The organism is Pacificispira sp. HM-600, from assembly GCF_977993705.1.
Genome location: NZ_OZ388079.1, coordinates 703,111 through 727,205, shown reverse-complemented (window position 1 = coordinate 727,205; position 24,095 = coordinate 703,111). Strand labels below are relative to the sequence as shown.

General features: G+C 67.7%; 17 protein-coding genes and 1 rRNA gene. 14 read left to right on the top strand and 4 right to left on the bottom strand.

The features are described 5' to 3' along the window. Positions 1-30: 30 nt before the first annotated feature. Positions 31-1,170, bottom strand: a complete 1,140-nt coding sequence (locus ACXZ1E_RS03400) for an AAA family ATPase (RefSeq protein WP_458042033.1) — start codon at positions 1,168-1,170, stop codon at positions 31-33. Between the two features lie 137 nt (positions 1,171-1,307). On the opposite strand from ACXZ1E_RS03400, the gene ACXZ1E_RS03395 reads away from it, so the two are divergent. From ACXZ1E_RS03395 to ACXZ1E_RS03385, 3 genes are all read left to right on the top strand, one after another. Continuing rightward, the gene (locus ACXZ1E_RS03395) at positions 1,308-4,172 is read left to right on the top strand and encodes an MMPL family transporter (RefSeq protein ID WP_458042032.1); all 2,865 of its coding nucleotides are present in this window, start codon (positions 1,308-1,310) and stop codon (positions 4,170-4,172) included. Then, positions 4,169-6,031: a YhgE/Pip domain-containing protein gene (locus ACXZ1E_RS03390; protein ID WP_458042031.1), complete on the top strand. Its 1,863-nt coding sequence runs from the start codon at positions 4,169-4,171 to the stop codon at positions 6,029-6,031. Before ACXZ1E_RS03395 ends, ACXZ1E_RS03390 begins: the two co-directional genes overlap by 4 nt. A gap of 182 nt (positions 6,032-6,213) precedes the next feature. Further along, positions 6,214-7,167 (top strand): NAD-dependent epimerase/dehydratase family protein, encoded by a 954-nt coding sequence (locus ACXZ1E_RS03385; RefSeq protein ID WP_458042030.1) that lies wholly within the window; start codon positions 6,214-6,216, stop codon positions 7,165-7,167. Between the two features lie 240 nt (positions 7,168-7,407). Here the strand turns inward: ACXZ1E_RS03385 and ACXZ1E_RS03380 are convergent, their stop codons facing one another. Beyond that, positions 7,408-8,631 (bottom strand): integrase catalytic domain-containing protein, encoded by a 1,224-nt coding sequence (locus ACXZ1E_RS03380; RefSeq protein WP_458040749.1) that lies wholly within the window; start codon positions 8,629-8,631, stop codon positions 7,408-7,410. A 346-nt stretch (positions 8,632-8,977) separates the two neighbouring features. Here ACXZ1E_RS03380 and argC point away from each other — a divergent pair, with 346 nt between their 5' ends. From argC to ACXZ1E_RS03340, 8 genes are all read left to right on the top strand, one after another. After that, positions 8,978-10,060 (top strand): N-acetyl-gamma-glutamyl-phosphate reductase, encoded by a 1,083-nt coding sequence (argC, locus tag ACXZ1E_RS03375; RefSeq protein WP_458042029.1) that lies wholly within the window; start codon positions 8,978-8,980, stop codon positions 10,058-10,060. After that, entirely contained in the window at positions 10,057-11,214 is a 1,158-nt protein-coding gene (gene argJ, locus ACXZ1E_RS03370) for a bifunctional glutamate N-acetyltransferase/amino-acid acetyltransferase ArgJ (RefSeq protein ID WP_458042028.1), read from the top strand. The genes argC and argJ overlap by 4 nt, the downstream gene beginning before the upstream one ends. Beyond that, entirely contained in the window at positions 11,211-12,140 is a 930-nt protein-coding gene (argB, locus tag ACXZ1E_RS03365) for an acetylglutamate kinase (protein ID WP_458042027.1), read from the top strand. The genes argJ and argB overlap by 4 nt, the downstream gene beginning before the upstream one ends. After that, positions 12,137-13,381, top strand: a complete 1,245-nt coding sequence (locus tag ACXZ1E_RS03360) for an acetylornithine transaminase (RefSeq protein ID WP_458042026.1) — start codon at positions 12,137-12,139, stop codon at positions 13,379-13,381. The genes argB and ACXZ1E_RS03360 overlap by 4 nt, the downstream gene beginning before the upstream one ends. Then, the gene (gene argF / locus ACXZ1E_RS03355) at positions 13,378-14,301 is read left to right on the top strand and encodes an ornithine carbamoyltransferase (protein WP_458042025.1); all 924 of its coding nucleotides are present in this window, start codon (positions 13,378-13,380) and stop codon (positions 14,299-14,301) included. Before ACXZ1E_RS03360 ends, argF begins: the two co-directional genes overlap by 4 nt. Before the next feature lie 13 nt (positions 14,302-14,314). Next, positions 14,315-15,493: a heparan-alpha-glucosaminide N-acetyltransferase domain-containing protein gene (locus ACXZ1E_RS03350; protein ID WP_458042024.1), complete on the top strand. Its 1,179-nt coding sequence runs from the start codon at positions 14,315-14,317 to the stop codon at positions 15,491-15,493. Next, positions 15,490-16,917: an argininosuccinate lyase gene (gene argH, locus ACXZ1E_RS03345; protein ID WP_458042023.1), complete on the top strand. Its 1,428-nt coding sequence runs from the start codon at positions 15,490-15,492 to the stop codon at positions 16,915-16,917. Before ACXZ1E_RS03350 ends, argH begins: the two co-directional genes overlap by 4 nt. A 77-nt stretch (positions 16,918-16,994) precedes the next feature. Further along, complete coding sequence (locus tag ACXZ1E_RS03340; protein WP_458042022.1) at positions 16,995-17,639, top strand: SatD family protein; 645 nt, start codon at positions 16,995-16,997, stop codon at positions 17,637-17,639. Between the two features lie 3 nt (positions 17,640-17,642). Here the strand turns inward: ACXZ1E_RS03340 and ACXZ1E_RS03335 are convergent, their stop codons facing one another. Then, positions 17,643-18,230, bottom strand: coding sequence for a hypothetical protein (locus ACXZ1E_RS03335; protein ID WP_458042021.1), 588 nt, complete (start codon positions 18,228-18,230; stop codon positions 17,643-17,645). An 84-nt stretch (positions 18,231-18,314) separates the two neighbouring features. Here ACXZ1E_RS03335 and tyrS point away from each other — a divergent pair, with 84 nt between their 5' ends. Then, entirely contained in the window at positions 18,315-19,616 is a 1,302-nt protein-coding gene (gene tyrS, locus ACXZ1E_RS03330; RefSeq protein ID WP_458042020.1) for a tyrosine--tRNA ligase, read from the top strand. A gap of 21 nt (positions 19,617-19,637) precedes the next feature. Then, positions 19,638-20,453 carry a DUF4184 family protein gene (locus ACXZ1E_RS03325; protein WP_458042019.1) on the top strand — a complete coding sequence of 272 codons (816 nt, stop codon included), beginning with the start codon at positions 19,638-19,640 and terminating at the stop codon, positions 20,451-20,453. Here the strand turns inward: ACXZ1E_RS03325 and ACXZ1E_RS03320 are convergent. Beyond that, positions 20,450-21,757, bottom strand: coding sequence for a CoA transferase (locus ACXZ1E_RS03320; RefSeq protein WP_458042018.1), 1,308 nt, complete (start codon positions 21,755-21,757; stop codon positions 20,450-20,452). The two genes, ACXZ1E_RS03325 and ACXZ1E_RS03320, sit on opposite strands and share 4 nt — an antisense overlap. A 553-nt stretch (positions 21,758-22,310) precedes the next feature. On the opposite strand from ACXZ1E_RS03320, the gene ACXZ1E_RS03315 reads away from it, so the two are divergent. Further along, positions 22,311-23,832, top strand: a 16S ribosomal RNA gene (locus tag ACXZ1E_RS03315). Positions 23,833-24,095: the final 263 nt, after the last annotated feature.

Sequence of the window (24,095 nt, the reverse complement as noted above, 5' to 3'; positions counted from 1 at the left end):
GGATGCGCTGAACGGCGGCACCTGGTGCGGTCAGCGCGAGGGCCAGTGCCATGACGGGACGTCGAGCATGCCCTGACCCTCGATGCGCGTGCCGTAGCCCGTCGACTCCAGCCGCACGATGTCGGCGCCCGCGTTCGCGAGCGACGCGGCCAGCCTGTCGGCGTGCGTCACGACGATGATCTGGCTCTCTTCCGATGCCGCGTTGATCAGCGCCCCGAGCGGATCGAGCAGCTCGGGATGAAGGCTCGACTCGGGCTCGTTCAGCACGAGCAGGGGAGCGGGCCGGGCCGGCAGTAGAGCCGCGCACAGCAGCAGGTATCGGAGCGTCCCATCCGATAGTTCGGTCGTCTCGAGGGGCCGCAACAGGCCGGGCTGGTGCATGAGCAGGCGGAACAGGCCCCCGGATGCCGCGACCTCCACCCGTCCGCCGGGAAACGCACGAGCCACCTCGCGCGCGAGGGCATCGCCGTGTCCGGCATCCTGAATCGTCGCCCACACCGCCGCGAGGTTCTCGCCGCCGTGAGCGAGTGTCTGCGTGCGTGTACCGACTCGCGGATGCCGCGCCGGGGCCTCCCGGTCCGTGCGGAAGTGGTCGTAGAACCGCCAGGCGCGCAGCATCCGTCGCACCGAAAGCGTCTCCGGCGCGGCGTCGCCATCGCCGAGATCGGTCAGGATGCTCTCGAAGGGCGCGAGGCGCTGATCGGCATCGATCCATCCGTCGCGGCGCACGCGCACCGCGGCGCGCGTCCGGTCGACGAGCGTCGCGGCTGGTCGCGCCACGGCGCCGGCGAAGATCTGCTCGCGTTTGATCTCGGCATCGCGGGCGAAGACGCTGAGTTTGTCGGCCTGGGGCAGTCCGTAGTCGACCAGGTAGCCCAGATCGTCTGTCGCTACTCCCAGCCGGAGCGAGATGGGATCGCGCCGCACCGTTCCCTGTGCGCCCGCCCCCGCGGGCGTCTCGGGGCCCGCCCACAGTGCAGAGTCGAGCCCGCCTTCCTCGGCGATGGCGCCGATGGCGTCGCCGGATGCCCCGGCCGCGAGCAGGCGGAGTGCCCGGTACAGGCTCGATTTGCCGGTGCCGTTCGCTCCGGTCACCACGGTCAGGCGCCCGAGGGGGAGGGCGAGGTCGACGAGTGACCTGTATCCGGCTACGGCGAGTGTCTGGATCATGCGCACCAGTCTGGCCCGGGCATCCGACGCTCTGCCGCTCGGCGGGGATGTCCGACTCAACCTGTGGTGTTCTGCCAAAGTAGTTCCGTTGGGGTCGTGGGGGAACGGGCGTAGCCCAGGATGAGGAGTCGTCGGAGATGTCCTCCGTTCTCTATCGAATCGGTCGATTCTGCGCCCGCCGGCGGTGGTGGGTGCTGGCCGCGTGGCTCGTCCTGGCCGTCGGCGGCGGCACGGCTGCCGCGGCGCTCGGCAACAACCTGCAGTCGTCGTTCGACATCCCCGGCACGCAGGCTCAGTCCGCGCTCGACACGCTGGAGCAGCGGTTTCCGCAGCTGAGCGGAGCGAGCGGTCGCGTCGTCGTGGTTGCCCCCGACGGATCCTCGATCGCCGACGATGCGGATGCCATCGGCGCGGTGTGCGAGAGCCTGGCGGTCGTCACGGGAGTGACGAATATCGGATGTCCGTACCCCATGACCGCGAGCGGCTCATCGCCCGCGGGCTCGGGCACCGCCGATCAGGTGTCGTCGGACGGGCGGATGGCGTTCATCGCACTGCAGCTCTCGGATCCAGCCGACGACATTCCGGCGAGCCTCGTCACGGCGGTCGACGACGCGACGGCGCCCCTGACCCAGGCGGGACTGCAGGTGGCGGTTTCGGGGATCGTGCCGGCCGCCGCATCCGGTGTCGATTGGACCGAACTGGTCGGGATGGCCGTGGCCTATGTCGTGCTGGCTGTGACCTTCGGCTCGCTCCTGGCTGCCGGGATGCCGCTCGTCACCGCGGCCATCGGCGTCGGCGTGGCGACGAGCTCGATCACGATCGTCGCCGCTTTCGCGCCGGTTCAGGCGACCGCGCCCGTGCTCGCGACGATGCTCGGCCTCGCGGTGGGGATCGACTATGCGTTGCTCATCACGTCTCGACACCGCGACAACCTCCGGCAGGGCATGGCGGTCCACGAGTCCGTCGCCGTGTCGATCGCGACGGCGGGAACGGCGGTCGTGTTCGCGGGACTGACCGTGATGATCGCTCTGCTCGGACTCGGGGTCGCGGGCATCCCGTTCCTCACGGTCATGGGCCTCGGCGCCGCAGCCGCCGTGCTCTGCGCACTGGCGGTCGCCGTGACGCTGCTTCCGGCGATCCTGACCCTGTGCGGGCGGCGACTCATCCCGAAGCAGCGTCGCCGAAAGCGCGCTGCCGCGGCGCCGAGCGGGCCGAAACCCGCCCCGGCGTGGGTGCGGATCGCGACGCGGGCGCCGCTCGTCACCGCAGCGGTCGTCGTTGTTGTGCTTCTCACCCTGGCGATACCGGCCGCGGGCATCCGTCTGACGCTGCCGGATGCGGGCTACGACCCGGCGGGTTCGCCGCCGCGCGTCGCCTACGACCTGCTGGACGAGGGGTTTGGCCCCGGGTTCAACGGCCCGTTGCTGATCACCGCCGACATTTCTCGCACGCTCGACATCGAACAGGCCCTTGACGCCCTCGACGGTGAGTTCTCGTCGGTCGAAGGCGTCGCGGCGACCTCGCAGGCGTTCCCCAACGAGGCCCTCGACCTCGCGGTGCTCACGATCACCCCCACGAGCGCGCCGAGTTCGGCCGAGACGGGCGACCTCGTGCAGCGGTTGCGCGACATGGTCCCGGCCTTCGAGTCCGCGCACGGGTTCGGCTTCCAGGTCACGGGCCAGACCGCGCTCGCCATCGATATCTCCGACCGGTTGGGGGCGGCGCTGCTGCCGTTCGCGCTGGTCGTCGTCGGGCTGTGCCTGCTGCTGCTGATGATCATGTTCCGCTCGATCGCCGTTCCGGTGACCGCCACATTCGGCTACCTGCTGACCGTGGGGGCGGCACTGGGTGTCTCGACAGCGGTCTTCGAGTGGGGGTGGGCGGCCGATCTGCTCGGCGTGGGGAAGGTCGGCCCGGTGATCAGCTTCATGCCGATCCTGGTGATGGCCGTGCTGTTCGGCCTGGCCATGGACTACCACGTCTTCCTCGTCTCGCGGATGCGCGAGCGCTATGCCGCAACGGGGGTTGCCCGGGCATCCGTGCTCGAAGGATTCTCGGCCTCCGCGCGCGTCGTGACGGCCGCGGCCCTCATCATGTTCTCGGTCTTCTTCTCATTCGTTCCCGGCGGCAACGCCATCATCCAGCCGATCGCCCTCGCGCTTGCGGTGGGTGTGCTGATCGACGCGTTCGTCGTGCGGATGACTCTGGTGCCGGCGCTCATGACGCTGCTCGGCGACCGCGCGTGGTGGCTGCCCCGCGGGCTCGCACGGGTTCTGCCCGATGCCGACATCGAGGGTGAGGCGGTGCAGCGGATGCTCGCGCAGCGCAGTTGGCGGGACGCTGATGAGCTGCGCCGCGATGGTGTGCACGCGCAGGATGCCTCTTTCGCGGGCCTCGATCCGGTGACCTTCGCCGTGCCCGCCCGTGCGGTGCTGCTGGTGCGGGGCGACGGCGCCGATCGGGTCTGCGCCGTACTGGCGGGCAGGTCCGGCGACGTCGAGGGAGACCTGGCGGTGCAGGGGCACCTGCTGCCGTTCGAGCGGAGCACGCTGGCCGCACACAGCGCCCATGTCGAGATCGCGCCCCCGCCCGTGGACGCCGAGTCCGTCGGCGACTACTTGAGGGGGATGCTCCGGCTGAACGGTGTCTCCCGACGCGACCTGTCCGAGCGGACACACGACGCGGCGCGCGCTTTCGACGCCCTTCTCGACGTCGTCGGTGCGCCCGTGGGGACCGAGACCGGACCTGAAACGCTCGTTGCACGGCTGGGCGATGGCGGACGCTGGGCGCTCGACGCGTCGGTCGCGCTGTCTTCCGGCCTGCCGCTCGTGGTGATGGATCTGCGCGGACGATCGCCGCAGGTCGTGGCAGCCGTGCTCGGCCGCCTCGACGCGTCGGCGACGGCCGTGTTCGCCGTCGACGACGAGTGCGCGCCGGTCACCGACCGCATCGTCGTCTCTGTGCGGGTCAGCGCCGCAGCGCTCGAAAGGAGCAGCTCGTGAACAGCTTCTGGAGCCTCGTGCCCGCTCCCGCGCGATCACGCCGACGTGCGGCCGTGGTCATCTTGCTCGCGGTGGTCGCGCCGCTGCTCATCCTGCTGACGATGCTTCCGCAGCGGAGCGAAGAGACGCTGTCGGCCGCGATCGTCAACCTCGATACGCCGATCGAGGAAGGCAGCGAACCCGTGGCTGCGGGCAAGCTGCTCACCGAGAACCTCTTGACGAGCCAGGACGGCCTGACCTGGACCCTGACCGACACGAAAACGGCATCGGCGGGACTCGCCGACGGCAGCTTTCAGGCGATCGTGACGATCCCCGCCGACTTCTCTCAGAATGTCGCAACGATCGGCTCGGATGCCCCGACGGCGGCGCAGCTGCAGGTGCAGACCAGCACCCGCCACGGCTACGTCGAGGGGAAAGTCGCCGACGCGGTCGCGGCCGGGTTGCCCCGCGGCGTCGCCGCCGAGTTGACCTCCGGTTATGTGGCCGGAACCCTGGGCGCTTTCGCGGAGCTGTCGGAATCGCTCGGGCAGGCGGCATCCGGTGCTCACGAACTCACGGCGGGCATTGCGGGCGCGGGCGAGGGCGCCGGCGGGATCGAGGTGGGCACCACCGATCTCGCCGCGGGTATCGGCGAGATCGCGCAGATTCTCGGCGCCCTGCCTCAGGGTGCGCGTGACCTGGGCGCGCTCAGCGGGGCGGCGTCTGCCGACACGGCGGCTCTCGCGGGTTCCGTGGCTTCTGAAGCTCTCGTGGCGGGAGAGCTCGCTCTCGCTCAGGATCTCGGCGTCGCCGAGCTCGACGCGATTGCGGCGCTCATAGCGCTCGATCCGACCCAACCGGCGAGTGAGCTTCTCGATGACATCACGGCCCTGCGTGCGCAGGCCGCGGCAGTCGCCGCACGGCTGCAGACACACGCCGGTGCGCTCGCGGGTGACTCCGTGGATGCGGCGGCGGTAGCGATCGGCGCGGGCGTCGTCGCTGATGTCGCCGGGCCCGTCGCGGTCGGGCTCGGGCAGCTCGCCCAGGCGGAAGCCGAGGCGGCCGCGGGAGCGCGCGCGCTGGCCGAAGGCGCCGGTGAATTGCGGGTCGGGTTGGGCGAACTAGCGTCGGGATCGGGGGAGCTCGCCTCGGGTCTCGACACCGCCGCGGCCGACATCCCCGCATACTCCGCCGACCAGCAGAAGACGATCGCGGGCGTCGTGGCCGACCCGATCGGTGTCAACACCGCATCGGTTGGGGGACCAGCCAACGCCCGTGCGGCGGCAGTGGCCGCGCTCGTGCCCGTCGCTCTGTGGTTGGGTGCGCTGGCCACCGCGCTCGTGGTCGCTCCGTTTTCGCGAGCTGCGCTCGGCACCCCGGCCTCGGCCCGCCGCATCGCGGGGCAGGCAGCGTTCGTCGGTGTGGTGGTCGGTGTCGTCCAAGCCATCCTGGTGTGGGTCGGCGTGGCGGTGTTGGGCGTCGCTCCCGATCGCATGGCCGTTGCCTTCGCCCTGACTGTGGTCATGTCGGTGTGCTTCGCCCTCGTCCACCAGGCGCTCTGCGGCCTGTTCGGTCGTGCGGGTCTGGTTGTCTCGGTCGTCGCGCTCGGGGTGCAGGTTGTCGCGGCGGGAATCGCCGGGCCGGTACCGGCCGGTTCGATCGCCGCGGGGCCCCTTGCGCTGCTGCCACTCAGCCTCGGGCTGCAGGGCACGCAGGCCCTGCTCGGAGGTTCGCTACACGCCGTGCTCCAGGCGGCGATCGGCCTGCTGCTCTGGGCGGGTGTTGCAGCCCTCGGTGCTGTCGCGGCGGTCGCCCGGGCGCGCAGCCGCAGCGCGTTCGAGGGCCCGGCTTCGCGGTCTGCCGCACAACATTCCGGATAACCCGCGGGCCGCGTGGGGGTGCCCCCGGAATGACGGGGGTCGTCGGTTGCGTGGGGCCGATTCATCCGGAATGTTGTCCGCCCCCCGTGCCGGGCGGCCGGGCGGCCGGGCGCTGCGAAGCGGGAGTTGCGCCGACGGCGGAACGGGGTGCGGGCGGGTCCCGCGGCTGCTGGGATGGCCCCATGTCAAACGTTTTGATTCTGGGCGGAACCGGATGGCTGAGCGGCGAAGTGGCGCGGCGATGGCGGGATGCCGGGGCATCCGTCACCTGTCTTATTCGCGGCGGCCGACCGGTACCCGAGGGCACCACGCTGATGCTCGCCGACCGAAACGGGCCCGACGCCTATGCCGAGGCGGCAGCTCGAGAATGGGACGAGATCGTGGATGTCTCGTCCACCCCCGCGCACGTCACGACGGCCGTCGGGGCGCTGGCCGCGCGCACCGCGCACTGGACGTACGTGTCGTCGGTGTCGGTGTACGCGGCGCACGACGAGGTCGGTGCCGACGAGAGCGCCGCGCTGAGCGAACCGGCCGCGGCCACGACACCAGAAGATGAGTACGACTACTCCCGCGCCAAGGCGGCGGCCGAGGCATCCGTCCGTCATGGACTCGCGGATCGCGCGGCGATCGTGCGTCCGGGCTTGATCGTTGGGCCGGGCGATCCGACCGATCGGTTTGGCTACTGGGTCGGCCGGTTCGCACTCGCAGCGTCCGAACCCGTTCTTGTGCCGGCTGCTCCCGCCGCGATGGCGCAGGTGGTCGATGTCGCCGATGTGGCGGATTTCATCGTCGCCGCGGGTACCGAACCGTGGCAAGGCGTCGCGAACGCCGTCGGACACCCGCTGCCTGGGAGAGCTTCTGGCGCTCGCACGGGATGTCGCGGGCCACACCGGCGACGTGGTCGAGGTCGACGACGAATGGCTCGCTTCCCAAGAAATCGGATATTGGATGGGCCCGAGGTCGCTGCCTCTGTGGCTGCCGAGCAATATGCCCGGCTTCTCGACGCGCTCAAACGCGGCCTACCTCGCCGCGGGCGGGCACCTTCGCGACATCCGCGACATTCTCGAACGCACCCTCGACGACGAGCGGATGCGTGGGCTCGGTCGCCCCCGCGGTGCCGGCCTCACTCGAGCTGACGAGCTCGCCCTGCTCGCGCGCCTCTAACGCGCGCCGAACCGGCACTTCCATCGCGAACCGGTACGGAATCCGTGGCGGTTGGCGACGAATGTGCCGGTTCGCGTGAGAGGGGCGGAGCGGGCAGGGGAGGGTGGGGCGGATTTGCGGATGCGGGGCAGGGCGGATCGAGGTGCCTCATCTAGAAGTGAGCGCGAAGGGTGATGCGGTGCCTCACGTATGGTGAGCGCGAGGCTTGCGGTTCATTTGGTTGTTTGGAGTCGACGGATCGACGTTTCTAAGGATGTCATGTCGAGGTGTCGGCTGGTGGTCATGGCTTCGGTTTTGGCTTGTGATAGCTCGATGAGTTGGAGCTGGATCTGGTTGATCCGGCGGGTCAGATCGGCGGGGTTGATCCCGGTGATCCGGGCCTGAACGACGTCGGCTTGCTCGGCGGTGAGGACCCCAGAATCGCGCACTCGCTGCCAGGGTGTCTTCGGTGCGTCGTAGAGGCGTGTGCGGCGCCCGCTGGCCGCGGTGGCGTATGCGGTGGGCTTCTTCGTCGGGGTGAAGAAATTCAACCGTAGTGAGACGAGCCGCCAGAGCTCGTTCAGCAGCGCGAGCTCGTCCGGGGTGTCGTAGCGCCAATGGAACGCGTGTTTGCGGACGACGTGGTTGTTCTTCGACTCGACGGTCGCTTGGTCGTTTTTCTTGTAAGGGCGGGACCGGGTCTGGGCGATGTCACGGGCTTGGAGCCAGTCCGCGACATCATGGTTGATGAACTCCGATCCGTTGTCCGAGTCGAACACGCGCAGCTCGAATGGGAACATGTTCTGCAGATCGCCGACAGCGCCGACGATCCACTTGGCCGCGTTGTTGCGGATCGAGGCGTTCTCGGTCCACCCGGTGGCGATGTCGGTCATCGTCAACGTGCGTGCGAACTCGCCGACGAACGTGGGTCCGCAATGCGCGACGGTGTCCGCCTCGATCACCCCGGGTGCCGTGACCGGGGCATCCCCGACCTTCGACAACCCGATCGAGTTGCGCAGCAGCGGTGACGGGATCGTCGTAGAGATCCCCCGCAACTGCATCGCCCGACGTGCCGGGCTCAGATACCGGTCGATCGTTGCCGGACTCATTGTCTGAAGCTCGACGATCGTCTGCGGTGTCACGAATGGCTTGTCGAGGTCGCCGGCAGCGTGCAGCAGCGGCATCCACAGCTCCAGCATCACCACGAGGTACTTCCCGCACGGCATGCCCATCAGCGCCCACACATGCTCCAGCAGCCGCCTCGAATCATCGCTATACGTCTTGGCCCGCAACTGGCGTCTATCGACCTGCTTCGCCGGATCCGGCAGCACCGGCCCCGTCAGCATCCGCCGCGCCGTTGATCGGCCCATCCCCGTCGTGCTCATCACCTCGTCAAGGATCCGGGCCTTGTCGTGCTTCGATGCTTTCCGGTACGCGTCACGGAGTTTGTTCGTCACCTGTCGCCTCGCGGCCATCTCAATCTTGCCTTCCACACAGGCAAGCTTCGCGCTCAAAGTATGTGAGGCACCAACACACCCCACGCGCTCAAAGAAACTGAGGCACGTCGTCGATTTGCGGATGCCGCGGGTCGGCGGCTATCGTCGGCCCATGCCTTCGGCCGCCACCACCCTCGAGACGCTCCTCGCGAGCGCTTCCGGTGCGCGCCGACGTCTGGACGGACGCCGACTCTAGGCGACCCCGCGCTCCCCGCCTCGGTGGGTCGAGCGAGCGGTGTCGCCGGTGTCTTCCCGCACCCTGCCCGTCGGGCAAGGGCGCACCGTCCCAGACTCTAAGGTTGGAACCATGCCCTATCAGGTCGCCGTCTCCGGCGCATCCGGCTATGCCGGCGGCGAATTGTTGCGCCTCCTGGCGGCGCACCCGGATGTCGAGATTCGCACCGTCACCGCACACTCGAACGCCGGCCAACCGCTCGTCGCTCACCAGCCGCACCTGCGCTCGCTCGCGCACCTGACTCTGCAAGAGACGACGCCCGAGACGCTCGCGGGGCACGACATCGTCTTCCTCGCCCTGCCGCACGGGCAGTCGGGGCAGTACACCGAGGCCCTCGCTGCGATTCCGCTCGTTATCGACTGCGGCGCCGACCATCGGCTCGAATCCGTGTCCGCCTGGGATCACTTCTACGGCGGTGACTTCCATGAGGCCTGGATCTACGGTGTGCCCGAGCTGCCCGTCGACGGGGGGAGGCAGCGGGAACGGATCGTCGGGGCCACTCGGATCGCCGCCCCCGGATGCAACGCCTCGACCGTGAGCCTGAGCCTTGCGCCGGGCGTCGCGGCCGGGGTGATCGATCCGTCCGACATCGTCGCCGTGCTTGCCGTCGGCCCGAGTGGCGCGGGCAAGAGCCTCAAGACCAACCTGCTGGCGAGCGAGATCCTCGGTTCAGCCAATCCGTATGCCGTCGGCGGCACGCACCGGCATATTCCCGAGATCCGGCAGGCGCTCGCCGCGGCGCGGGCCGGTGGGGTCGCTTCGACGGGCTCAGCGACCGAAGCGGACGAGGGCATCCGCATCTCGTTCACGCCGGTGATCGTGCCGATGGCACGGGGGATCCTGGCCACGAGTTCGGCCCCGATCACCCCCGGCGCTACCGACGACGACATCCGGGGTGCGTGGGAGGCGGCCTACGGCGACGAGACGTTCGTCCAGCTGCTCCCCGCGGGAGAATTCCCTCGCACGGCGGACGTGCTCGGCGCGAATACCGCCCTCATGGGCCTCGCGATCGACCGGGCCGCCAATCGGGTCGTCGTCGTCACTGCCCTCGACAACCTGGCCAAGGGCACCGCGGGCGCCGCGATCCAGTCGATGAACATCGCCCTCGGCCTTCCCGAGGCCACGGGCCTGAGCGTGAACGGAGTGGCACCGTGAGCGTGACCGCACCCCAGGGTTTCGAGGCGGCCGGAGTCGCCGTCGGGCTGAAGTCGACGGGTAAGCCGGATGTCGCGATCGTCGTCAACCGCGGGCCGCTCAAGGCCGGCGCGGCCGTGTTCACGAGCAACCGCGCCAAGGCCAACCCCATCATCTGGTCCGAGCAGGTGATCAAGGACGGCGTCGTCGAGGCGATCGTCCTCAACTCGGGTGGCGCGAACTGTTTCACCGGCAGCTTCGGCTTCCAGACCACGCATCAGACGGCCGAGAGGGCCGCCGAGTTGCTCGACGTCAGCGCCTCAGACGTCCTGATCTGTTCGACGGGCCTGATCGGCACAGGTGACGAGGTGTTCCGCGCGAAGGTCCTCGACGGCACCGAGAAGGCGATCGCCGCGCTCGCCGCGGATGGGGGCGAGGATGCATCCCTCGCCATCATGACGACGGACTCGCGCCCCAAGCGCACGGTTGTGCAGGGTGACGGATGGTCGATCGGCGGCATGGCGAAGGGTGCCGGGATGCTGGCGCCCGGCCTCGCGACGATGCTCGTCGTGATCACCACCGACGCGGTCCTCACCTCAGCAGAGGCTGACGCACACCTGCGCGCCGCGACGAACGTCAGCTTCGACCGGCTCGATTCGGACGGATGCATGTCGACCAACGACCAGGTCACCCTCATGGTGAGCGGGGCCTCGGGCATCACTCCCGACCCCGCAGATTTCACCGCAGCCCTGCGCGAGGTGTGCACGAACCTCGCGACGCAGCTGCAGGGCGACGCCGAGGGGGCAAGCCACGACATCACGATCGAGGTCACCGGCGCCGCATCCGAAGAAGACGCGGTGGAGGTCGGCCGCTCGGTCGCCCGCAACAATCTCTTCAAGGCCGCAATCTTCGGCAACGATCCCAACTGGGGTCGGGTGCTCGCGGCGATCGGAACGACGGATGCTGCGTTCGACCCGTACAACGTCGACGTGAGCATGAACGGCGTGCGGGTCTGCACGCAGGGCGGCCCCGACCGCCCGCGCGAGGAGGTCGACCTCACCCCGCGTGCCACGCACGTCGGTATCGACCTCAAGGTCGGCGACGCACACGCCACGATCTGGACCAATGACCTGACGCACGATTACGTCCACGAGAACAGCGCCTACAGCTCATGACCGACACCGCGGACCACACCGATATCAACAACGCTCTCCAGGACACGAGCCCCGAAGAGGCCGCCGCGAAGGCGGGCGTGCTGATCGAGTCGCTGCCGTGGCTGAAGCGCTTCCGCGAGCAGATCATCGTGATCAAGTACGGCGGCAACGCCATGATCTCGGAAGAGCTGCAGGAGAGCTTCGCGGAAGACATCGCGTACCTGCGCTTCGTCGGCGTCAAGCCCGTCGTCGTGCACGGCGGGGGCCCGCAGATCTCGGCGATGCTCGACCGGCTCGCAATTCCGAGCGAGTTCAAGGGCGGCTACCGCGTCACCAACACCGACGCGATCTCGGTCGTGCGGATGGTTCTGACGGGCCAGATCAACCCGCAGCTCGTGGGCCGGATCAACGCGCACGGACCGTTCGCGAGTGGGCTGAGCGGTGAAGATGCCGGGCTGTTCGGCGGGCGGCGTCGTGGCGTGACGATCGAGGGCGTCGAACACGATCTCGGCAACGTCGGCGACGTGGTCGAGGTCGATCCGACGGCCATCCACGATCACCTCGAGGCGGGCCGCATCCCGGTGGTCTCGAGCATCGCCCCGGATCTTGACCGCCCCGGCCAGTCGCTGAACGTCAACGCGGATGCCGCGGCATCCGCTCTCGCCGTCGCCCTCGGTGCGACGAAGCTCATCGTGCTGACGGACGTGCCCGGGCTCTACGCGGACTGGCCGAATCGCGACTCGCTCGTCTCGCACCTGACCTCGTCTCGCCTGCGCGAGCTCATGCCGAGTCTCGAGTCGGGCATGATCCCCAAGATGCAGGCGTGCCTCGATGCGGTCGAGGGGGGCGTCGATACGGCGGCGATCATCGACGGCCGCGTGCCGCACTCGGTGCTGGTCGAGGTTTTCACACACAAAGGAATCGGAACAGAGGTGGTGGCGGGATGAGTTGGCAGGATGACGCGAGGGGTGACCTCGTTCGCAGCTTCGGCGATCGCATGGCGCTGTTCGTTCGCGGCGAGGCCTCGTACCTGTGGGATGACTCCGGTCGCCGCTACCTCGATTTCCTGGCCGGCATCGCGGTCAACTCGCTGGGGCATGCACATCCGGTGTTCGTCAGCGCGATCACCGAGCAGGCCGCGACCCTCGCGCACGTCTCGAACTACTTCGCGACGCCCCCGCAGCTCGCGCTCGCCGCGCGGTTGAAGAGGCTCGCCGGCACGGGCGAGACGGGGCGCGTGTACTTCGGCAACTCGGGCGCCGAGGCCAACGAGGCCGCGTTCAAGCTCGCGCGGCTCCACGGCAAGAAGACCGGGCACACCCGCATCCTGACGCTCGAGAACGCATTTCATGGCCGCACGATGGGCACCCTCGCGATGACGGGGAAGCCCGCGATGCAGGCCGATTTCCTGCCCATGGTGCCGGGCGTCGAGCACCTCCCCGTGACGATCGACGCGCTCACGGATGCTTTCGCCGCGGGTGGTGTCGCGGCTGTGGTCTTGGAGCCCATCCAGGGCGAGGCCGGTGTCGTCGAACTGCCCGAGGGATACCTGCGCGCGGCTCGCGAACTGACCGAGAAGCACGGCGCGCTGTTGATCCTCGACGAGATCCAGACGGGTGCCGGGCGCACGGGCGCGTGGTTCGCCTTTCAGCACGAGGGCATCACGCCCGATGCGATCACGGTCGCCAAGGGCATCGGCGGCGGCTTCCCGATCGGTGCCCTGATCACCTTCGGTGCGGCGAGCGACCTGTTCTACCCGGGCACGCACGGCTCGACGTTCGGCGGGAACGCGCTCGGCACCGCCGTCGCCGGTGCCGTGCTCGGCGAGATCGAGCGCGCCGGACTCGTCGAGAACGCAGCGGAGCGCGGTGCGGAGCTGCGCGCGGGCATCGCGGCGCTCGGATCCCCTCTCGTGGCGGGTACGCGCGGCCAGGGCCTGCTGATCGGCGTTGCCCTGACACATCCGGTCGCCAAGGCCGTCGTCGCGGCCGCGCAAGAGCACGGCCTGGTCATCAATGCCGCGAACGACGAGACCATCCGCATCGCGCCGCCCCTGACGATCGGCGACGCCGAGGTGGCGGAGTTCTTCGAACTCTTCGCCGCATCGCTGTCGACCGTCACGGACGCGCTGCTGATCGAGACATCCGAATCCACTCCCACGCCCGAACCTAAGGAGGTTCCCGCATGACCCGCCACTTCCTGCGCGACGACGACATCACCGCGGCCGAACAGTCCGAGATCCTCGACCTCGCGATCGAGTTGAAGAAGGATCGCTGGGCTCAGAAGCCGCTCGCCGGCCCCCAGACCGTCGCGGTGATCTTCGACAAGTCCTCGACCCGCACGCGCGTCTCGTTCGCCGTCGGTATCGCCGATCTCGGGGGTACGCCGCTGATCATCTCGACGGCCAACAGCCAGCTCGGGGGGAAGGAGACCCCGGCCGACACGGCGCGGGTGCTCGAGCGCCAGGTCGCGGCGATCGTCTGGCGCACCTACGCGCAGGCGGGGTTGGAGCAGATGGCCCAGGACACCCGGGTGCCGGTCGTGAACGCACTGTCGGATGACTTCCACCCGTGCCAGCTGCTCGCCGATCTGCTGACGATCCGCGAGCACAAGGGCGACCTGAAGGGGCTGACGCTCACGTTCTTCGGCGACGGCAAGAGCAACATGGCGCATTCGTACGTGCTGGCCTGTGCGACCGCCGGCATGCAGGTGCGGGTCGCCTCACCCGAGGACTACTCACCGCGCGAGGATGTCGTGGCCGACGCGGATCGCATCGCCGCCGAGACGGGCGGTTCGGTCACGCTCTACACGGACCCCGTCGAGGCCGCGGCCGGTGCGGACGTCGTCGTCACCGACACGTGGGTGTCGATGGGCAAGGAAGAGGAGAAGATCGCGCGGCTGCGGGATCTCGGCGCCTACAAGGTGACCGAAGAGACCATGGCGCTCGCGAGGCCGGATGCGATCTTCATCCACTGCCTGCCCGCCGACCGTGGGTACGAGGTCGACGCGAACGTCATCGATGGGCCGCAGTCGGTGGTCTGGGACGAGGCCGAGAACAGGCTCCACGCCCAGAAGGCGCTGCTCGTGTGGCTGTTGCAGCAGGTCTGAGCGGCCCCGTCCGGTGAGCGCCCTTCGACAGGCTCGGGAGCCGCGCAGCGAGTCGAAACGCACGGGTTTCGGCGCGCGTTGGGAACGACTGAACGGTCCTCGCCGCATCGCCGGGCTCGATCTCGCGCGCGGCCTGGCCGTCGTCGGGATGTTCGCGGCACACCTGTTGTGGATCGATCCGTTCGACCCCACGGATGTGTCGACGTGGACGGATGTCGCGAACGGTCGTTCCTCGATCCTGTTCGCGACGATCGCGGGCGTCTCGATCGCGCTCATCACCGGCGGCCGCACCCCCGTGAGCGGCGCCGCGCGGGAGCGGGCATCCGCTCGTCTCGCCCTTCGGGCGCTGTGCATCTGGGTGATCGGCGTGCTGTTGATCCTGACGCAGGTGCCGGTCTACGTCATCCTTCCGGCGTACGCCATCCTGTTCCTGCTGGCGTTGCCGCTGTTGCGTGCGCGCCCGGCATTCCTGTTCGCGCTCGCGGCCGTGCTCGGCCTCGTGATGCCGTGGGTGCAGGCGCTCATCGGGCAGCTGCCTTTCTGGGACACGCAGATCGGGGCCGAGATCGGCCTGCTGCTCGGGCTGAACTATCCGTTCCCGGTATGGATTGCTTTCATCGTGGCGGGACTCGGCGTCGGCCGCCTCGACCTCCGCTCGCTCGGCACCCAGGCCGCTCTCGTTTTCGTGGGAGCCGGGCTGGCGGTGCTCGCCTACACGCTTGCCTTCGCGGTCCCCGCCGTACCCGACACGTATCTCGCGCTCGTCTGGACCGCGGACGCGCACTCCGACGGCCTGCTCGAGGTGTTCGGGTCGGGAGGTTTTGCGCTCGCTATGCTGGGACTCTGCCTGCTACTGACCCGCCCGTGGCGGGAGAGGGCGTGGCTCAGTCCGATCGGATGGCTCGCTCTGCCTCTCCGTGCGGTCGGGTCGATGCCGCTCACCGCGTACGTGGGTCAGATCGTCGCATGGTGGGTTCTGCAGCCGACGCCGGACCCCGGTGAGTCGACGCTCGAGGCCTTTCGCGACACCGATCCCTTCGTCCCGTTCGTCGTCTGGACGATCGTCGCCTGCACGCTGTGGGCACTCGTCGTAGGACGCGGCCCGATCGAGTGGGCGCTCGATCGTGTCTCGCGCCTAGCGGGGCACCGCCGCCGGGGTGCCGGGCAGGCCGTCGATAGGGTGGAGCAGTGAGTAACGACAAGGCGCAGGGCACGAACGAAGGAGCCCTCTGGGGCGCACGATTCGCGGGCGGACCCTCGCCGGAGCTGGCCGCACTCAGCCGTTCGACGCACTTCGACTGGGTGCTCGCGCCCTACGACATCGCCGGCTCGAAGGCCCACGCCACGGCGCTCGCTGCGGCCGGATATCTCGAGGCCGACGAGCTCGACGCAATGCACGCGGCGCTCGATGCGCTCGCGGCAGACGTGGCGTCGGGCGCCTTTGTCGCGGCCGAGTCGGACGAGGACGTGCACGGTGCCCTCGAGCGCGGCCTGATCGAGCGGGCCGGTGCCGAACTCGGCGGCCGGTTGCGCGCGGGCCGAAGCCGCAACGACCAGATCGCGACGCTCGTGCGGATGTATCTGCTCGACCACGCGACGGTCATCGCCCGAGACATCCTGCGCGTGATCGACGCACTCGTCTCGCAGGCGGAAGCCGCGGGTTCGGCGATCATGCCGGGCCGGACGCACCTGCAGCACGCGCAGCCGATCCTGCTCGCCCATCACCTGCAGGCCCACGCCTGGCCGCTCGTGCGCGATCTCGAGCGTCTGCGCGACTGGCGCGCCCGCGCCGCGGTCTCGCCGTATGGCGGGGGAGCGCTCGCAGGTTCCAGCCTGGGTCTTGACCCCGCGCTCGTCGCTCGTGAGCTGGGCCTTGATCGTCCCTCCGAGAACTCGCTCGATGGCACCGCGGCGCGGGATGTGGTGGCGGAGTTCTCGTTCATCGCTGCGATGATCGGCATCGACCTGTCGCGCTTTGCGGAAGAGATCATTCTCTGGAACACGCGCGAGTTCGGGTTCGTGACGCTCGACGATGCGTATTCGACCGGTTCGAGCATCATGCCGCAGAAGAAGAACCCCGATATCGCCGAGCTCACCCGCGGCAAGGCGGGGAGACTCATCGGCGACCACACCGGGCTGCTGGCAACGCTCAAGGGCTTGCCCCTGGCGTATAACCGCGACCTGCAGGAAGACAAGGAGCCCGTCTTCGACACTGTCGTCACCCTCGAAGTTCTGCTGCCGGCCATTGCGGGCATGATCGCGACACTGCGATTCGATACCGAGCGGATGGCGCGGCTCGCCCCCGAGGGATTCTCGCTCGCGACGGATGTGGCCGACTGGCTCGTGCGCCGTCGCGTACCGTTCCGCGACGCGCACGAGATCTCGGGCGCGCTGGTTCGGGCGTGCGAGATCGAGGGAATCGGCCTGGAGGAGGCATCCGATGCCCTCTTCGCGCGGGTGTCGCCGTTGCTGACGCCCGAGGTGCGCGAGGTGCTCACGATCGAGGGCTCCGTGGCGAGTCGCTCGGGCGTCGGCGGCACGGCGCCGGTGCGGGTCGCCGAGCAGCGGGCTGAACTCGTCGCGCGCGCCCAGTCGGCGGCACGAAGCATTTCGTGAGAACAGTGGAAACTGATCTTTTCTCAAATATCAGCTTAGAGTTGATATAACGGAGATATCAGTGACATACTGATCACATGGTCGCAGCACTGATTGCCGACATCGTTGCCTCGCGCGGGCTCCCGGACAGAGCTTCGGCGCAGCGGACGCTCGAAGAGACACTCGGGATGGTCGCAGAAGCCGCGCCGGCATCGGAGCGTCCCCTTCTGCCGACGGTCGGGGACGAACTGCAGGGTGTGTATCCCGACCTCCCGACGGCGCTCGTGACCACGATGCTCCTCCAGCTCGCGCTGCCCGAGGGGATCGAGCTCCGCTTCGGAATCGGGCTCGGCGCGATCGAGGACATCCCCTCCGTGCGGGGCGCACTGTCAGAAGGAGAGGCGTGGTGGGCCGCGCGGACGGCAATCGACCGGGTGGAGCAGCTCGCCCGGCGCGCCGCGCCGTCCGCGCGCACCCTCGTGGCCCCGGCGGAGTCCGCGCCGCTTGAGACGCATGAGCTCGTCCGGGTCGCCAACAGCGGGCTCCTCGCACGCGATCGCGCCGTTGCACAGCTGAGCCCGCGAACACGTCGGATCCTCTATCGACGATGGCTCGGGGACACCCAGAAAGAGACCGCACGTGCCGAGGGCGTCGTCCAGTCAGCCGTGTCGCAAGCCCTCGCGACCGCAGACGGCGGAGCGCTCATCGAGGGCCTGCGCGCCCTCACCGGTGCACGGGACTGAACGTCACCAGATGGCGAGCCACACCATGCCGGCCGCCGTGCTGGCCCACAGCAGGCTCGCGAGGGTGCCGACGATGAACCTCTCACGCGCGGCGGGGGTCGCGAGCTCGGTGAACCGCCCGATGCCCTTGAGTGCGACGATGATCGCGATGACCGCGGGGAATCCCGCGAGGATGCCCAGAGCAACCGCGGACCGCTCGAGGTAGCCGATCGCGGTTCCGCCGCGAAGAATCTCTTCTTCGCGCGGCGGCTCACGCTCAGCCATGAGCTCGACGAGGATGCCGCCCCGGGTGCCCTCCTCCGTGCGTCCTCCGTCGGCGGCGGCCAGTGCCCACCGAGAGAATGGATTGCCGCCCAGCACCGACAGCGCGACGCCGAGGATAGCGAGCGCGGCTCTGAAGAGCAGCGGAACGTTGTACGGCAGTACCGAGACGATGAGGAAGCACAGCACGACGAGCCCGCCCGCGACCGTGAGCAGCACGGTTGTCGGTCGGCGCAGAGCCACTGTCACCAGAGCCAGCGCCGCACAGAGTGCGGCGAAGAGGAAGATCACGACGATTGTCGTGATGAGGATGTCGGCGCGGGATTCCACGCCGCAAGTCTGGCATGGGGCGCCGACGCTGAAGGGGGTGCTCGGCTCCGTGGCGATGTGGCTCTCGCTGATACCCTCGAACCCGTGCCATCCGCAGCTCTCAGCGTCACCGATCCCGCTCGCGATCCCGCCTTCGACAACGTCTGGGACGACCTCGTCTGGCGCGGACTCGTGCATGTCTCGACCGATGCCGAGACGCTCCGCGAGATGCTGGGCGGCGAACCGATCGTCTACTACTGCGGGTTCGACCCGACGGCGCCGAGCCTGCACCTCGGCAACCTGGTGCAGCTGCTCACGATGCGTCGCTTGCAGCTCGCCGGCCACCGTCCGCTCGGTCTGGTCGGCGGGTCGACGGGGCTGATCGGAGATCCGCGGCCCACGGCCGAGCGCACCTTGAACACCCGAGAGACCGTCGCCGAGTGGGTGGATCGACTGCGCGCTCAGGTCGAGCGGTTTCTGAGCTTCGAGGGCGAGAACGCCGCGCGAATGGTCAACAACCTCGACTGGACGGCACCCCTCAGCGCGATCGACTTCTTGCGTGAGATCGGCAAGCACTACCGCGTGGGCACGATGCTCAAGAAGGATGCCGTGAGTGCCCGGCTGAATTCCGACGCGGGCATCAGCTACACCGAGTTCAGCTACCAGATCCTGCAGGGCATGGACTACCTCGAGCTCTACCGTGCCTACGGCTGCGTTCTGCAGACCGGCGGCAGCGATCAGTGGGGCAACCTCACGAGCGGCGTCGACCTGATCCATCGGGTCGAGGGAAAGTCGGTGCACGCGCTGGGCACGCCGTTGATCACGAACAGTGACGGCACGAAATTCGGCAAGAGCGAGGGCAACGCGATCTGGCTGGATGCCGAGATGTGCAGCGCGTACGCGTTCTACCAGTTCTGGCTCAACACACTCGATGCCGATGTGATCGCGCGGCTGAAGATCTTCACGTTCCTCGGCCGGGACGAGATCGAACGGTACGAGCAGCTCGTCGAATCCGAGCCGTTCCGCCGCGAGGCGCAGAAGCGGCTGGCTCTCGAGGTCACCGCGCTGGTCCACGGGACGGATGCGGCGGCCGCTGTGATCGCGGCATCCGAGGCTCTCTTCCAGGGGGGCGACCTGACCGCGCTCGACGCATCGACGCTCGAGTCGGCGTTGCGAGAACTCCCGCACGCCGAGCTGCCGGCCGGAACCGACATCGTCCGCGCGCTGGTGGACACGGGGCTCGTGTCGAGCCTGTCGGAGGCGCGGCGCGCGATCGCCCAAGGCGGCGTGAGCCTCGATGGCGAACGGGTGGCCGACGAATCCGTCATCGTTTCGGGCGCGCTACCCGGCGGGGTCTCGGTCCTCCGACGCGGGAAAAAGACCTTGGCGGGCGTCTTCGTCCGGTGACCCGATTCGAGAGCTGAGCGCGTGCCCTTCACTCCGAGCCACGCGGTCGTCGCGCTGCCGTTCATTCGCACGCCGCTCGTGCCGGCCGCCATCGCGATCGGTGCGATGACGCCGGACCTGCCGATCTTCTTGCGTGGTTTCGGGCTGCGGTACTCGGCAACGCACACGTGGTCGTGGCTTCCCGTCACGGTGGTCGTCGCGCTCGTGCTGTTGCTCATCTGGCGTTGCGTGCTGAGGCCCGCCGCGCGCGATCTCGTGCCGCGTGCGCTGGCCGAACGACTTCCGGACGGGTGGGATGCCGGGGCCCTCGCCTCTGCGCGCGAGACCTTCGCTCTCCACCGGCCCGGCGTCGCTCCGGGCAAGATCTCGCTGGGGAGCATCCTGCTTCTCGTCGTGTCGCTCGCGATCGGGGTCGCGAGTCACATCGCGTGGGACCTCTTCACACACCTCGATCGCTGGGGCCTGCAGGCTTTTCCGCTGTTGGCCGAGCGGTGGGGTCCGCTCCTCGGATACAAGTGGCTGCAGTACGGCTCGACGGTCTTCGGGCTGCTCGTGATCGCAATCTGGGCCGCGTTGTGGCTGGGCCGACGTGGTCCCGTGTCCTTGCAGGATCGCGCGCCCGGCTTCATCCGAGTGGGGTGGTGGCTATCGCTGCCGGCTTTTCTGGTCGTCGCGTGGGTCGGCGGGCTGATGCTCTTCGGCCCGCTGCGCACGGGGTTCGGCGTCGAGCACCTCGCATATCTCCTGCTCCCGCCGGCCGTGGGCGTCTGGGGCGGGCTCACCCTGGTGTTGGCGATCGTGTTGCAGCTGGTGCGCCGGGCCCGCTCGAACGTCTAGAGCCATTCCGGGGCGTCGCCGCCCCACGGGCGCGGCGGGGCGAACGCACCCGGCCCGCCTTCGTACGCGATCGCGGGGCCCGCGGTCGTCAGAATCCCGCCGTCGACGTCGAAGGTCTGCAGGTGCGGACCTGCGTTGACGGGCTCGGTGGCGTTCGGCTCGGTCGTCCGAGGCATCCGGAGCAACTCCGCGGCGACTCGACGGAGAGATGTCTCTGCGAGCCACGACCCGCCCTCGACCGATTGCCGCTCGAGCAGGCTCATGATCTCGGCGGCGAGCAGATACCCGGCGCTGTGGTCGAGCGCCTGTGCGGGGAGTGCCCCGGGGACACCTTCCTCGCGTGACTCGATCCAGGCGATGCCGCTCGCGGCCTGCACGATGCTGTCGAATCCGCGGCGGTCAGCGGATGACGGGTCAGATCCCCATGCCGACAGGCGTGCGACGATGATTCCGGGATGACGAGAGGTCAGTGCGGCAGGTTCGAGCCCCAGGTGTGCCAGACCGGCGGGTCGATATCCGAGCACGACCACGTCCGCGTCGGCGAGAAGACGGTCGAAGACGTCGAGCTGACTCGGTTGGCGCAGTTCCAGGAGGGCAGACCGCTTGCCGTGCCCCGTGTCCGCGTGCTGCATCGGCAGCTCCGGGCTCTGGGGAGGGTCGATTCGCAGAACGTCGGCGCCGAGGAGCGCCAGCGTGCGGGTCGCGACGGGGCCCGCGATCACGCGCGTGAGATCCAGGACCCGGATGCCTTGCAACGGCGCCGATGTCGGGTCCCATGTTCGCGGGCGAGCGGGGGAGGGGCTGAGTCGATCACCTCGCACAAGGGGACCCTCGGCGAGAACGGCGTCACGGCCCGGGTTCTCGTGCATCACGCCGACGCAGATGGCGCCCCGGGCGGTGATCGCCTGCGTCGCCACGCCCGCGGGCATCGCGGCCAGTGTCCGAACCACGGCATCCCGGTCCGTGTCCTCGCCTATTCCCAGGGCCGCCCGGAGCGCTTGAGCGTGGTGCGGGTAGTTGCCGTGGGTCCGCACCCAACCGTCGGATGTGCGGAAGAAGCCGGAGAGCGGAGCCCAGGGGGAGGGAGCTTCGTCGTTGAAGCGGATGTGCCGCTCGCTTGAGTACGCCACGGCAACGCGCATGGGGTCGGGGGACTGCGCCTGTGCGGAAGCCAGTCGGGCGGCCGCGGACGACGCCGCGGAAACGCTGTCCCACGCGAGTGTGCCCACGGCCAGGCATGACGGGAGAGGGACAGGCGCTATCGGGCGGCCTGTGGGAACGGGGGACTCTGCGGGACCGATCATGGTCGCGATCGTAGCCCCGCGCAGGGACCCCGTGACGCTGCCGGAAAAACCCCGGAAACATGCGCGACACGCCCGGGACGCACCGCAATTTGCCCGCCCCGCGAAATCCCACGTAAGGTAATACCTGTTCGCCCCAAAGGAGCGCGGTGAGGCCCCGAAAGCTTCCCCTCCTCAAGCGAAGAACACCCCCACCAAAAACCAACACTCTTGAGTGGTGGAAACCTTCGGGTTTACGATGGGGTCTCCTCTATCGGAGCGCCTACGAACGTGAAGTTCGGGACGCGAAGAGCTGAGAATGTCGATTTGACATCTCGCACAGAGGATGTAAGATAGAGAAGTTGCCCTGCGGGACGGTCGAGAGACACGGCGCAGGAGCATCCGATCCTTGAGAACTCAACAGCGTGCACTTGTCAAATGCCAAAAAACCTCGCGGTCAGCTTGTCTGACCGATGAGATTCTTTTGAGATTAAACGGATATGTCAGTAATGACATCCGATCGTCAGATCAAACTCGCTCGGCTCGACCCATTCCGGTCTTGTCGCAGCAAAATTCTTTCACGGAGAGTTTGATCCTGGCTCAGGATGAACGCTGGCGGCGTGCTTAACACATGCAAGTCGAACGGTGAAAGAGAGCTTGCTCTCTGGATCAGTGGCGAACGGGTGAGTAACACGTGAGCAATCTGCCCCTGACTCTGGGATAACAGTTGGAAACAGCTGCTAATACCGGATACGAGCTTCGAAGGCATCTTCAGAAGCTGGAAAGAACTTCGGTCAGGGATGAGCTCGCGGCCTATCAGCTAGTTGGTGAGGTAATGGCTCACCAAGGCGTCGACGGGTAGCCGGCCTGAGAGGGTGACCGGCCACACTGGGACTGAGACACGGCCCAGACTCCTACGGGAGGCAGCAGTGGGGAATATTGCACAATGGGCGCAAGCCTGATGCAGCAACGCCGCGTGAGGGACGACGGCCTTCGGGTTGTAAACCTCTTTTAGCAGGGAAGAAGCGAAAGTGACGGTACCTGCAGAAAAAGCGCCGGCTAACTACGTGCCAGCAGCCGCGGTAATACGTAGGGCGCAAGCGTTATCCGGAATTATTGGGCGTAAAGAGCTCGTAGGCGGTTTGTCGCGTCTGCTGTGAAAACTGGAGGCTCAACCTCCAGCCTGCAGTGGGTACGGGCAGACTAGAGTGCGGTAGGGGAGATTGGAATTCCTGGTGTAGCGGTGGAATGCGCAGATATCAGGAGGAACACCGATGGCGAAGGCAGATCTCTGGGCCGTAACTGACGCTGAGGAGCGAAAGGGTGGGGAGCAAACAGGCTTAGATACCCTGGTAGTCCACCCCGTAAACGTTGGGAACTAGTTGTGGGGTCCATTCCACGGATTCCGTGACGCAGCTAACGCATTAAGTTCCCCGCCTGGGGAGTACGGCCGCAAGGCTAAAACTCAAAGGAATTGACGGGGACCCGCACAAGCGGCGGAGCATGCGGATTAATTCGATGCAACGCGAAGAACCTTACCAAGGCTTGACATATACGAGAACGGGCTAGAAATAGTCAACTCTTTGGACACTCGTAAACAGGTGGTGCATGGTTGTCGTCAGCTCGTGTCGTGAGATGTTGGGTTAAGTCCCGCAACGAGCGCAACCCTCGTTCTATGTTGCCAGCACGTAATGGTGGGAACTCATGGGATACTGCCGGGGTCAACTCGGAGGAAGGTGGGGATGACGTCAAATCATCATGCCCCTTATGTCTTGGGCTTCACGCATGCTACAATGGCCGGTACAAAGGGCTGCAATACCGTAAGGTGGAGCGAATCCCAAAAAGCCGGTCCCAGTTCGGATTGAGGTCTGCAACTCGACCTCATGAAGTCGGAGTCGCTAGTAATCGCAGATCAGCAACGCTGCGGTGAATACGTTCCCGGGTCTTGTACACACCGCCCGTCAAGTCATGAAAGTCGGTAACACCTGAAGCCGGTGGCCCAACCCTTGTGGAGGGAGCCGTCGAAGGTGGGATCGGTAATTAGGACTAAGTCGTAACAAGGTAGCCGTACCGGAAGGTGCGGCTGGATCACCTCCTTTCTAAGGAGCACTTGAAGGCCTCCGGGCCTTCCAGAGCCAGATTCGAGACACACGTTCTCGACTGGTAGCTCATGGGTGGAACATTAGACAAGGTGCCGTATCGGAAGGTCCCGAACTCAGTACGCTGCTTGCAGCTGGAAACGTTCAGGTCGTTCTCACGACACATGCACGCTGTTGGGTCCTGAGGGACCGGATGCGCTTGGCCCACGGGTCGGAGCACAGACGAACCTCAGGACCTTTCTTCGTTGCCACAGGATGGCATC